Below are 12,947 nucleotides of genomic sequence, written 5' to 3' on the forward strand. Positions count from 1 at the left end.
GACAGATGGCGCACGGATACGCGAAAACTCCGTGCGCCCTGTCAGATTTATGTGTGTCGCAAGTCCAATGTCATCGGCAGTTCGTCGTTGATCTTCAACGTCGGAACCGGCAGCGTGCCAGGACTGTGGCCGAGGCGGAAGAACCGCGCCATGCGCCGGCTTTCCGCTTCGTTGGCGTTCACCGGCAAGGTCTCATAGTTGCGCCCGCCCGGGTGGGCGACATGGTACTGGCAACCGCCCAGGGAGCGATGCATCCAGGTGTCGAGCAGGTCGAACACCAACGGCGCATGAACCGGGATGGTCGGTTGCAGGCAGTTGGCCGGTTGCCAGGCGCGATAACGCACGCCGGCGACAAATTCGCCGACCCGCCCGGTGGGTTGCAGCGGGACCGCCACGCCGTTGCAGGTCAGCAGATAGCGTTGCGGCGCCAGGCCGCTCAACTTGACCTGCAGGCGCTCCAGGGACGAATCCACATAACGCACCGTGCCGCCGACCGCGCCCTCCTCACCCAGCACATGCCAGGGTTCGAGGGCCTGGCGTACTTCCAGCTCGATGCCGTTGACCGCGTAATCGCCGACTTTCGGGAAACGGAACTCCAGGTGTGCCGCGAACCACTCGGCACGCAGGGGATAACCGGCGGCGTTGAGATCGACGATCACATCGGCGAAGTCCTGTTCGATAAAGTGCGGCAACAGGAAGCGGTCGTGCAGTTCGGTGCCCCAGCGCGCCAGCTTCGGCGGTGCATAGGGTTCGCGCCAGAACCGCGCCACCAGCGCCCGCAACAGCAGTTGCTGGGTCAGGCTCATGCGCGCGTGGGGCGGCATTTCAAAGGCGCGCAGTTCCAGCAGGCCAAGGCGGCCCGTCGCACCGTCCGGCGAATAGAGCTTGTCGATGCAGAACTCGGCACGGTGGGTGTTGCCGGTCACGTCGATCAGCAGGTTGCGCAACAGCCGATCCACCAACCAGGGCGGGCATTCCTCGCCCGGTTGCGGCATCTGCGCGAAGGCGATTTCCAGTTCGTACAGCGAGTCGTTGCGCGCTTCGTCCACCCGTGGCGCCTGGGAGGTCGGGCCGATAAACAGCCCGGAGAACAGGTAGGACAGCGACGGGTGATTGTGCCAATAGCTGATCAGGCTGCGCAGCAGGTCGGGACGGCGCAGGAACGGCGAGTCCGCCGGCGTGGCGCCACCAAGGACAAAGTGGTTGCCGCCGCCGGTGCCGGTATGGCGCCCGTCGATCATGAATTTCTCGGTGGTCAGGCGGGTCTGGCGCGCCTCCTCATAGAGGAACTCGGTGCGTTCCACCAACTCGTCCCAGGTGGCGGACGGCTGTACGTTGACCTCGATCACGCCCGGGTCCGGGGTGATCCGGAAGTTTGCCAGACGCGCATCGTGGGGTGGCTCGTAGCCTTCCAGCAACACCGGGCAATGCAGCTCCTCGGCGGTGGCCTCAATGGCGCTGACCAACTCCAGATAGTCTTCGACCCGCTCCAGCGGTGGCATGAACAGGTACAGGCGCCCGCCCCGGGCTTCGGCGCACAAGGCGGTGCGGGTCAGCCAGGCGGCGGACTCGTCGATCTTCGGCACCCGCTCTTCGCTGACCACGGGCTCGCCGTGGACCTTGAGGGCGGCGGTGTCCGGCAACTCGGGCAGATCCTGGTTCGGATCGGTCGGGTGCACGAAGGGATATTCCGCCGCCGTCACCCAAGGCTGGGACGCCAGCGGCAGGCGATAACCCAGCGGCGAATCCCCCGGTACCAGCCGGCAATGGCTGTCCCGCAGGTACCAGCGCCCGCTCTGCCAATGGTCATTGGCGGCGGTGCGGGCCAGCGGCAGCACCTGGCCGATGACCTTGTCCAGGCCCTGGGAGAACACCTTGCGCAGCCGCGCGCGCTCCAGCTCGTCATCCAGTCGTGGGTCCGTGGCCGTGACGTTGATCGGCAACTGCCCCTCGCGCCACAGGTAGTAGAAATTGTCCTCGTAGGCCGGAAAGACGAAGCGGCTCGGCAGTTTCAGACGCTCGGCAACACTCGCCAGGAAACGCCCGGCCATTTCGCCGTCGGCACCGTAATCTTCCTGCTCATCGGCAATCAGCGCGTCGTTATGCCAGATCGGCACGCCATCGCGGCGCCAGTAGCTGTTGAGCGACCAGCGCGGCAGCTGTTCGCCCGGATACCACTTGCCCTGGCCGAAATGCACCAGGCCATGCGGGGCATACCGCTTGCGCATGCGCTGGAACAGTTCGGCGGACAGCCGGCGTTTGTCCGGGCCCAGGGCGGCGGTGTTCCACTCGGCGCCGTCGGGATCGTCGATGGAGACGAAGGTCGGCTCGCCGCCCATGGTCAGGCGCACATCACCTTCGAGCAGATCGGCATCAATTTGTCGGCCCAGGGCCTGGATCGCCAGCCATTGCTCCTCGGTGTAGGGCTTGGTGACGCGCGGCGCCTCCCAGATCCGCTCTACCGACATTTCATGGCTGAACTCGCACTCGCAAGGTTCCACCAGGCCACTGATTGGCGCCGCTGACGACGGATCGGGACTACAGGCCAACGGAATATGCCCTTCCCCGGCGAACAGCCCGGAAGTGGCGTCCAGGCCGATCCAGCCGGCACCCGGCAGATAGACTTCGCACCAGGCGTGCAGGTCGGTGAAGTCGACCTCGGTGCCGGATGGGCCGTCGAGGGCTTTCACATCGGCGGTGAGCTGGATCAGGTAGCCGGAGACAAAACGCGCCGCCAGCCCCAGGTGACGCAGCAGTTGCACCAACAACCAGGCCGAGTCGCGGCAGGAGCCGGAGGCGTTGACGAGGGTCTGCTCGGGCGTCTGCACGCCCGGCTCCATGCGGATCAGGTAGCCGATGTCTTCGCTCAGGCGCTGGTTGAGGGCCACGAGGAAGTCCACGCTGGGCAACGGCGTGCGGTCGATGCCGTCCAGGTAGGCCTGGAACTTGGGCGTCAGCGGCAGCTTTTCCAGATAGGGCGACAGCTCGTGCTTTTCATCGGCGGCGTAGGTGAACGGGATTTTCTCGGCGTAGGGCTCGAGGAAAAAGTCGAACGGGTTGAACACCGCCATCTCGGCGACCAGGTCGACCTCGATACGCAGTTCCGTGGTTTTTTCCGGGAACACCAGCCGCGCCAGGTAGTTGCCCTGGGGGTCCTGTTGCCAGTTGATGAAATGCTGCTCGGGCTGGACCTTCAGCGCATAGGACAAAATCCGCGTGCGACTGTGGGCCGCCGGACGCAGGCGAACGATCTGCGGACCGAGCTCGATGGCGCGTTCATAGCGGTAATGCGTGACATGGTGCAATGCGACATGGATCGACACGGCGTGCCTCCTGCGAGCCTGGGCTTATACCTGTGCGCGCAAGACTTATGCCACTTGGCCAAGTCCTGCGCTTTCGGCGTGAGTCGTGCTCGCTCAGCTAAGCACAGCACCAGAATGGCGCCAGCTTGAGGGCGTAGTGCAGAGAGTCGCACAGAAACGGGGCGAATGGTCGAACGACGTTCTCAGCGTGGTTTGCGCCGGGCCTTCAGGGCATTTTTCAGGGCTTCGCGTTGGTGGCGAATATCGACGAGCTTGCTGCGCATTTCGCGGTGGCGTTTGCTGTTGAGCAAGAGCAGTCCCAGCAGCGGAAACAGCACAGCCAGTGCATAGATGACTTTATGCGGACGATCCTCGAGGGTCGGCAATACGCTCAACAGGCACACCACCAGCACCACGACCAATCCCCACACCCACTGCGGCCTGCCGCGCACCACCATGAAATTGCAGTGCACCACGACCAGTGTGACCGCCGCGCCCCCCACGACCGACCAGGTCGCCTGCTCGCCGAGTGAGGACCCAGCGAAATAGAACGCCGCCACCAACGGAATAGCACAGGCCAATGAGAACAGCGCCGCGAAAATACCGCCGATAAAGGTCGGGAAATAACGCGATAGAAAACGCGGCAGACTCAGGTCGTCCATCACTCCTCCAACTCTTCGTACAAACCGACCGCAATGGTTTTGACATTACCCGACAAACCGCTGCCGAGCAGGCCAATCGCCGCGCTCAGGGAGTCCTTGATCTGGGTGACGGTGGCGTGTTTCAGCTCGGTTGGGGTGAAGCGCTTGGGCAGTTCTCCAGCCAGTTGCTTGAGTTTGAGCATCTTCGGTGTCAAACGTGGATCGTTGATGCTGAGCAACTCCTTGGTCAACTTCGACCTTTCCTGGCGCGTCAGTCCGCGCAACACTTCACGCAGACTCTTACCGGTAGTGGCCTTGGCCACCTTCACCAGTTTTATAGTGGTCAAGGTGGAAGCCCCTACGCCCAGCAGCGAGGCCGCGTCCAGGCCAATCGAGGCATATTGGTACCACTCTTCACTGTCCAGTTTGTCGTTGAACGATGGGTTGACCACTTCCGCCACCGTTCGGATGCTCCCGGCGAAACACTGCACCGAACTGGCGGCCGCGGCGGTATAACCCAGAACCACAACCACCGAACTGGCCCCGGCACTGAAGGGAACCGCAACCGAGCCACTGAGCACGACAATCCAGCCCAATACCGCCCCGGCGCAGGACAAGGTGGTATTGATGGCCTCTCCAACCAGACGCGACTCACGGGGATTGTCCTGCACCTGCTGGGCAAACTGCACCGGCGCGATGTACTTCTGCGCCTCGCGCAAGATGATGCGCTTGGGCTGGATACTGCAGATCGGCTGGAATTCGCGCAGGGTGACGACATTGAAGTCGGCGTCGATATAGACCACGCCGGCCCCAACGATGCCAGGGTCGGCATCAATCGCCGCAAAGAGCTTCGGCAGGTTGATCTGGCTTTCGATGCGTTGGCGGGCGAGGAATTGCGAGGGGCTGGAATCCATGCCGATGCCAGGGAGCGGGTTGCTCATGCAGTGTTCATCCTTGAATCGAGCGCTGGGAAATTCGCCGCACCTTAGCAAACGAAACAGGTCTCCGATAGAAACCAAAACGCCAGCACCAAGCTAACGCCCGGCTTTCAACGAGGACTTCGAAACTCGCGACGCTCTCCTGAGGGCTCGCAGGTTGACGTAGAGAAATCCGCTGACAAGGTCGAGGCATATTCCATATGGGCGCGATGATATTCTTACGGCCTTCACGATAAAGGTGGGCAACGATGGTCGGCTCGGGAACCTCGATTATGACGCGACCAATCAAGGCACTCCTCACAGGAAGGATTCGATTGGCATGAGTGAACACCAACAGCGGGAATGGAAGGCCACGTGGCGAGACGATTATCTGAAGTGGATATGCGGTTTCGCCAATGCCGAGGGCGGAGTGCTGGAAATTGGGCGCAGCGACTCTGGAAACCCCGTCGGTCTGGCCGATGCCGCCCGCCTGCTGGAGGATATTCCCAATAAGGTCCGCGACGTACTCGGCATCATGGTAGATGTGAATCTGCGTGAAGAGGCAGGTAAAGACCTATTGGAAATTGTGGTGCCGGCCTATCCCAGCCCAGTCAGTTACAAGGGTGAATACCACTACCGCAGCGGTAGTACCAAGCAGGAGTTGAAAGGCCCTGCGTTATCGCGCTTTCTACTGCGCAAACAGGGCCTGCACTGGGATGGCGTGCCTCTACCGGGCCTGACTCTCGACGACTGCCAAGCCACCGCGTTTCAAGGGTTCCGTGCCAGAGCCGCCAAGAGTGGGCGGGTGGATGAAGCCGTGCTTGGAGACAGTGACATCGTCTTGCTCGCCAGCCTGCAACTGGAAGAAGGCCAATACCTGAAGCGGGCGACCGCGCTCCTGTTTGGCACTCAGCCCGAGCGCTTCGTACCTGGTGCCTATATCAAACTCGGTTTTTTCATCACCGACGACGATTTGCGCTATCAGGACGAAATCCACGGCGACTTGTTCAGCCAAGTGGAAAAGACCCTGGAACTACTGCACAGCAAATACCTCAAGGCGTATATCCGTTACGAAGGTATCCAGCGCGTGGAGCGATATCTGTTCCCTTTGCAGGCCTTGCGTGAAGCTCTGCTCAACGCGGTGATCCACAAAGATTACGCCAGCGGCATCCCAATCCAGATAAGCGTCTATGAACATCAAATCGTGATCTGGAACCCAGGCCAATTGCCGGATCGCTGGACGCAGGAGCAACTGCTGGCGAAACATCCGTCCCATCCATTCAATCCACTTCTGGCGTCAGCATTTTTCCGCGCTGGCTATGTGGAGTCCTGGGGACGGGGGATCGAAAAGATCCTCAGTGAGTGTCGCAAACACGGTATTCCGCCACCTCTATTCGATGACGGTTTGTCTGGGCTGATGCTCACTTTCCGAGCCGATCCGGTACAACTGGCAGCGAACCGAGTAGATGCTGCGCTGACCACCCAAGAAACTACCCAAGAAACTACCCAAGAAACTACCCAAGAAGTTCGTCCGGGGACGGTGCGAGAGAAAATTGTAGAGCTATTGCGCCAGCAACCTGCCGCTACCCGCTACGAACTGGCAAGGCAGCTCGGACTGAGCTCTGATGGGGTCAAATATCATCTGAACAAGCTTCGGGTATCCGGGACTATCCGACATGTAGGCCCAACTAAAAGCGGATACTGGGAAGTGCTCAAATAATCAATACCGGCAAAGCTAACGTGGAACACAGGCTCCTGTGACCTGATGCTGTCGAAAAAACCACGTTGAACACACAGCAAAACGCCAGCGCGATGCTGGCGTTTTGTATTTCACTTAGCGTTTGAAGCTAACGCCTCAGCGCGGCACCACCGGCTTGCGGGTCGGCTTCTTGCCTTTGCCCTTGGCTGCGTCGGAACGCTCCTTGGCGGCTTGCTGGTTGCGGGCAAACGCGGCGGCCTTGGCCTGTTCGCGTTTGTCCCAGGCATTGCCGCCATCGCTGCCACGGGGCGGCAGGCCGGTGTGCTGGGTGAGGATCTTGGTGGTCGTGTCCTTCGCCACCTTGTGGCTGCCGGCCGGTGTCGAGTTCTTCCGGCGCGCGCTCTGGTAGCTGTCGGTCGCCGGCTGGTGCAGCGGAATCAACTGGTCCTTGCCCGGCCCGATCAGGTCGCCACGGCCCATGCGCTGCAAGGCCTCGCGCAGCATCGGCCAGCCCTTCGGATCGTGGTAGCGCAGGAACGCCTTGTGCAACCGGCGCTGCTCCTCGCTCTTGACGATGGTCACCGCGTCGCTCTTGTAGGTGACCTTGCGCAACGGGTTCTTGCCCGAGTGGTACATGGCCGTGGCGGTGGCCATCGGCGACGGATAGAACGCCTGCACCTGGTCGGCCCGGAAGCCGTTGCCCTTGAGCCACAGCGCCAGATTCATCATGTCTTCGTCGGTGGTGCCCGGGTGCGCGGCAATGAAGTACGGAATCAGGTACTGCTCTTTCCCGGCTTCCTTGGAGTACTTCTCGAACATGCGCTTGAACTTGTCATAGCTGCCGATGCCCGGCTTCATCATCTGGTTGAGCGGACCTTCCTCGGTATGCTCCGGGGCGATCTTCAGGTAACCGCCGACGTGGTGGGTCACCAGTTCCTTGACATACTCCGGCGACTCGACTGCAAGGTCGTAGCGCAGGCCGGAAGCGATCAGGATCTTCTTCACACCTGGCAACGCGCGAGCGCTGCGATACAACTGGATCAACGACGAGTGGTCGGTATTCAGGTTCGGGCAGATGCCAGGGAACACGCACGACGGCTTGCGGCACGCGGATTCGATTTCCGGGCTCTTGCAGGCAATGCGGTACATGTTCGCAGTCGGACCGCCGAGGTCGGAAATCACCCCGGTAAAACCCGGCACCTTGTCGCGGATCTCTTCGATCTCGCGAATGATCGATTCTTCGGAACGGTTCTGGATGATCCGCCCTTCGTGCTCGGTAATGGAGCAGAAGGTACAGCCGCCGAAGCAGCCACGCATGATATTTACCGAGAACCGGATCATGTCGTAGGCCGGGATCTTCTCCTTGCCATACGCCGGGTGCGGGACACGCTGATAAGGCATGCCGAACACATAGTCCATTTCTTCCGTGGTCATCGGAATGGGCGGCGGGTTGAACCAGACATCGACATCGCCATGCTTCTGCACCAGCGCACGGGCGTTGCCCGGGTTGGTTTCCAGGTGCAGCACGCGGTTGGCGTGGGCATAGAGCACCGCGTCGCCACGGACCTTTTCCACCGACGGCAGGCGGATCACGGTCTTGTCGCGGGTCATGCGCGGGCTGGCCAGGATCTGCACGACCTTGGCTTCCTGCGGGTCTTCAACCGGGCCCTTTTCCTGCTCGATGGCGCAGGCCTGGGTGTCCTGGGTGTTGACGTACGGGTTGATGATCTTGTCGACCTTGCCCGGCCGGTCGATGCGCGTGGAATCGACTTCGTACCAGCCCGCCGGCGTGTCGCGACGGATGAACGCGGTGCCGCGCACATCGGTGATGTCTTCGATCTTGTGGCCGTAGGACAGGCGCTGGGCGACTTCGACAATCGCCCGCTCGGCGTTGCCGTAGAGCAGGATATCGGCGCTGGCGTCGATCAGGATCGAGTTGCGCACGCGGTCCTGCCAGTAGTCGTAGTGGGCGATCCGGCGCAGCGAAGCCTCGATGCCGCCGAGGACGATCGGCACATGCTTGTAGGCTTCCTTGCAGCGCTGACTGTAGACCAGGCTGGCGCGATCCGGACGTTTACCGGCCAGGCCGCCTGGCGTGTAGGCGTCGTCGGAGCGGATTTTCTTGTCGGCGGTGTAGCGGTTGATCATCGAGTCCATGTTGCCGGCCGCGACCCCGAAGAACAGGTTCGGCTCGCCGAGCTTCATGAAGTCGTCCTTGGACTGCCAGTTCGGCTGGGCAATGATCCCGACGCGGAAGCCCTGGGACTCCAGCAGCCGGCCGATGATCGCCATGCCGAAGGACGGATGGTCAACGTAGGCGTCACCGGTGACGATGATGATGTCGCAGGAATCCCAGCCAAGCTGATCCATCTCTTCCCGGCTCATGGGCAGGAAGGGCGCGGGCCCGAAACATTCGGCCCAGTACTTGGGATAGTCAAATAACGGCTTGGCTGCTTGCATGGCGATGACCGGTGTCGAGATGAAAATTCGCGGGCGCGGAATATAGCACAAATTTTGATCAAGTCCGACGATAACCGTCGGGTTTTACCCGCGCCCATCCGCCGAGCACAGGCCGACAACTATCTAGTGCAGCCATACATCCACCTTGTCGTTAGCTGGAGCCTCAAAAACCCGGCAAGGCTACCGTCATGATTCCATCCCCTCCCCCGCTCCCGAACCAACAGTCTCATTTCGAGGTGATCAAAAATCATTTGCCCCCCTGGCTGCTCCTGGCTTCCCGCGAACAACGCGACGCCCTGCGCCAGAGCCTGATAGCCAGCAGCAATTCCCGACATGAAGTCCGGCAGATGATGGCCAAACTGCAATCGCCCGTGCAATTCGTCAAACCGTTGCTGGAGCACGCCATCACCGTCAATTTCCAACTCACCCTGGATGTCGAACAGGCGACTTTTGTTCACGAGCATAAAAACGACTATTTCTTCGGATTGATATCGGTCCAGGGCACGACCACCGAGCAAACGCTTCTGTCAGCGGCCCTGCACAATTTCGACGAATCGCTGACCAGCGCCGACGCCTTCGGTGCCGGCTCGGGGATTTACCTGACACCAGGGGCCCGAGACGGCAAAACCCCGATCAAACCCGAGGAGTTCGCCCTGGTCTGTCGCAACCTGGACTTCGGCAGCCTGTATCAGATTCACCTGCGCTCCATTCTTGCGGTGCCCACCCAACCCGACGGCACTGTCGACGGCACCACCCAGGATGTCCTGATCAAAAGTTACAAGGACGCCTTCGCCGTAGCGATACACCTGGCCGTCATCCAGCAAGAGATCTCGACAGCCTGCCAGCGGGCACTGCTCGACGTACTGCACGATCGTTATGTTGTCCGCTATGGCACCCAACCCTGCTCGCAGCTCGAGTTCCTCGGCATGGACGTCAGCGAGGTGCTGGTGATCGGCCTGGACGCCGAAGACGGGACAAGTCCGTGCATCGTCTACATACCCCAGGACCCGATCCGCCCCCTGGCACGCTACGGCTCAATCAAGGATTTTGAAGACGAACTGAACCGCAGGCTGCTGTCGCCCGGCTACCGACAGTTCTTTTCACGATTCCTCCCGCTCAGCCATCAGGGAAAGCTGCTCGACCAGATGATCAGACGGGCCCTGCGGCAAAAATGGGCGCCGAAGACCGGTCCCATTCCGTGGGCCGAGCCTGTGTTTCTGGCGCTGCACCCCATCAAAGGCAACGTGTTCAAAAGCCTGCGCGACCAGCGCGTGCGACAGATCGAGCGACATGGGCGGGAGGTTGTGGTCCCCACCGCGGATATCGATACCCAAGCCCGTCAAGAACTGCGGGCGGCCTACGCAAAGGCCGGCCTCAGTGCCTTGCTCCTCGCGGCCTCGTTCATCCCCGTGATAGGCGACGTCCTGCTGATCTTCACGGGGGCACAACTGATCAAGGAGGCCTATCAAGGATTCGACGCCTGGAGGCGCGACGAAAAGGTGGAAGCACTCAACTACCTGATGGACGTCGCCGAACAGGTCGCGTTCATGGGCGCCAGCGCGGGCGCCGTCAAGGCCGGGCGTTTCGTCAACTCGCTGCTGCCGGTCAAGCTGTCGTCCAACCGCTTTGCCTTGTGGAAAGCGGACCTGAGCCCCTATCGCCAATCCCTTGAACTCCCTGAAACGCTGCTCCCCGATGAACAGGGCCTGTATCACCATCAAGGCAAGCACTATCTATCGCTGGATGAACAACTCTATGAGGTCGGCACTGTCGCGCCCCCGTCCGGATGGTCCATTCGACACCCCGATGACCCCTGGGCGTATTCACCGCCCTTGTTGCAAAACGGCAGCGGGGCCTGGCGTACCCTGCATGAAAAACCCCAAGACTGGAGCGACCTGAAGCGACTCAGACGATTGGGGCCGGTCGCAGCAGGCACCCCGCCCGAAGACCTGGCGCCGATCCTGCACGCCAGCGCAAGCGATTCGAACCTGTTGCTTGAACTTCATCGCGAGAACCAGGCGCCGCCGGCGCAATTGATCGATACCGTGAAACGCTTCCAGCTCGACCGGCAAATCCAGCATCAGCGATTGCAGGGAAGCCCCCCGAACAACGACAGCCCGGCCCTTTCCTTTACTGCCGAGCAACATACACCGGAACAATTCGAGGACCTTTATCAACAGAGCGAACAGGTCGAAGGACCGTTGCCCGAGCAGATCCGACAGGACTTTCCGAACCTGCCCAAAAGCTATGTGCAAGCCCTGGAAAAATCCATCAACCCAGTCGAAGCCCGACAAATCCTGAACCAGAAAAGCCTGCTGTCCTATCTGAAAGACGAAGCCGAGCTCTCCATGCAGAACGTGGATACCGCCCGACTTCATGAAGGCCTTTATCTGCACACGACATTCAACCCGGCCTCGGACCAACTGGCGTTCCAGACCCTTGAAGCCCTACCGGGTTGGTCAGGCGACGTTCGCCTGGAGCTGTATTCGGGCACACTGGCCGACCCGCCGATCGCCAGTGTCGGGAACGACTCCGCAGCGACCGTCAGGCGCCTGCTCCGTGAAGACTCGCGTTATCGAGTCTACGATGCCGACGGCAAGCAGATCCTGGCACCGAGCGACCTCTACTCGGCCATCGGGCACGCCCTACCCGAAACCGAACTCGACAACCTGGGCTTCAGCGGCGCGAATCGAACCCGCCCCCTCAAGCAATCGCTGATTCAAAAAATCACTCAGTTGGGGGCTTCGCCGACGAGCGTACGGCGGATTCCGGCCTCCCCGATCTCACCGCCTTACCGACCCGGCCGCCCACTGGATACTCACTTCGCGCAGAAAACGCCACCGAGCGACCTGACGGCGCTGGGCGACGACCTGTATCGGGGAGCCTTCTCCCGACACTACATCGAGGAAGGCGAGCGCTATTACCAGGTCGAGCCTTCAGCTCTTGGCTGGAAACTGATCGACGCCCGCAACCCTTTTCGCTTTTATCGCCCGGTGCTGCGGCGCAGGGACGGGCACTGGGAAATCAACACCGCCATCGGCTTGAAAGGCGGTGCCCCGGGGCCGGGGCACAGCAAGATCCAGTTGAGCGAAACGAGCATGGTGTCGGCACTTGAGTACGTCAAACCAGAGCCCTTCACCCGTGAAGACCTGCTGCGCATGAAAGCCATCAAGTCCTATCAGCGTCAGCCCAACCGGATGGGTGAGTATGACCGCGTGAACAATGGCCGCTATCCCTTGCGGGACCTGTCGGGTAATCCGCTGCGCATCAGAAAAATCCAGCACATGAGCGAAATCACCGACTCGGGAGTGCGTTACCAGGCCAAGGATATCCTGCCGTACTTGAAATGGGAGAATCATGAAGCGGTTGCCCAGCTCTACGAGGAGAAGCTGCTGCTGCGGCAGTTCACTGCGGAAGATGCCAAGTTTCCCCAGGAAAGCAGCATGATCGGCCAAGCCATGGTGGTGGCCAGAAAGCCGTTGAGCGCCGGGGAGGCGATCGGCGTGTATGGCGGTAACTTCATCCCGTTTCACGTCAGCAATGCCCGCCGGGATCCGTTCGTGATCGATGTGCTGCCCGGCCCCCTTCCCGACAAGCCGACATGGGACCGGCTGGTGCTGACAGGGGACAACATCATTTCGCGCATCAATTCCATTTTCGAATACGAGGGCCGCCTCCCGGTCCGGCAAGCCGGCAGCGGCTACAACGTCGAAGGGGCAACCTTCCCCGTCGATGTGGAGATCGCCGAGGGACGTCTGGAACCCTTCGTCCTGAGCGGTTTTTTTACCACCCGGGACGTTCCCGCCGATGAAGAGCTGCGCTGGAATTACGGTTATAGCGAAGCGGGGACACGCATCACCTTCGCCGCGCCCGAGACGAGCCTGGAAACCCCAAGCCCCAGCCAGCCACCGTCAAGCCAGGAATGAGC

Annotated in this window: 6 protein-coding genes; 2 read left to right on the forward strand and 4 right to left on the reverse strand. The window is 61.1% G+C overall.

Annotated features, from left to right (window positions below; translation table 11 throughout):
* Window positions 1–47: 47 nt before the first annotated feature.
* From M5C01_RS06295 to M5C01_RS06305, 3 genes are all read right to left on the reverse strand, one after another.
* Entirely contained in the window at window positions 48–3,323 is a 3,276-nt protein-coding gene (locus M5C01_RS06295; RefSeq protein WP_177098575.1) for a transglutaminase family protein, read from the reverse strand.
* A gap of 182 nt (window positions 3,324–3,505) precedes the next feature.
* A complete protein-coding gene (locus M5C01_RS06300) occupies window positions 3,506–3,964 on the reverse strand; it encodes a hypothetical protein (RefSeq protein ID WP_152737680.1) in 459 nt (152 codons plus the stop codon).
* The gene (locus M5C01_RS06305; RefSeq protein WP_152737681.1) at window positions 3,964–4,884 is read right to left on the reverse strand and encodes an NAD synthetase; all 921 of its coding nucleotides are present in this window, start codon (window positions 4,882–4,884) and stop codon (window positions 3,964–3,966) included. The genes M5C01_RS06300 and M5C01_RS06305 overlap by 1 nt, the downstream gene beginning before the upstream one ends.
* Window positions 4,885–5,200: 316 nt before the next feature.
* On the opposite strand from M5C01_RS06305, the gene M5C01_RS06310 reads away from it, so the two are divergent.
* Window positions 5,201–6,580 carry an ATP-binding protein gene (locus M5C01_RS06310; RefSeq protein WP_103495660.1) on the forward strand — a complete coding sequence of 460 codons (1,380 nt, stop codon included), beginning with the start codon at window positions 5,201–5,203 and terminating at the stop codon, window positions 6,578–6,580.
* Window positions 6,581–6,715: 135 nt separating this feature from the next.
* Here M5C01_RS06310 and M5C01_RS06315 read toward each other — a convergent pair whose 3' ends face one another.
* Window positions 6,716–9,019, reverse strand: a complete 2,304-nt coding sequence (locus M5C01_RS06315; RefSeq protein WP_103495682.1) for a YgiQ family radical SAM protein — start codon at window positions 9,017–9,019, stop codon at window positions 6,716–6,718.
* Between the two features lie 251 nt (window positions 9,020–9,270).
* On the opposite strand from M5C01_RS06315, the gene M5C01_RS06320 reads away from it, so the two are divergent.
* Window positions 9,271–12,945, forward strand: a complete 3,675-nt coding sequence (locus M5C01_RS06320; protein ID WP_152737682.1) for a DUF6543 domain-containing protein — start codon at window positions 9,271–9,273, stop codon at window positions 12,943–12,945.
* Window positions 12,946–12,947: the final 2 nt, after the last annotated feature.

It is taken from the genome of Pseudomonas sp. MWU12-2319 (genome assembly GCF_023242525.1).
Classification (GTDB): domain Bacteria; phylum Pseudomonadota; class Gammaproteobacteria; order Pseudomonadales; family Pseudomonadaceae; genus Aquipseudomonas; species Aquipseudomonas gingeri_D.

Coding starts and splice junctions, on each gene's coding strand:
- M5C01_RS06310 (WP_103495660.1), top strand. CDS start 5,201: ATGAGTGAACACCAACAGCGGGAATGGAAGGCCACGTGGCGAGACGAT.
- M5C01_RS06300 (WP_152737680.1), bottom strand. CDS start 3,964: ATGGACGACCTGAGTCTGCCGCGTTTTCTATCGCGTTATTTCCCGACC.
- M5C01_RS06305 (WP_152737681.1), bottom strand. CDS start 4,884: ATGAGCAACCCGCTCCCTGGCATCGGCATGGATTCCAGCCCCTCGCAA.
- M5C01_RS06315 (WP_103495682.1), bottom strand. CDS start 9,019: ATGCAAGCAGCCAAGCCGTTATTTGACTATCCCAAGTACTGGGCCGAA.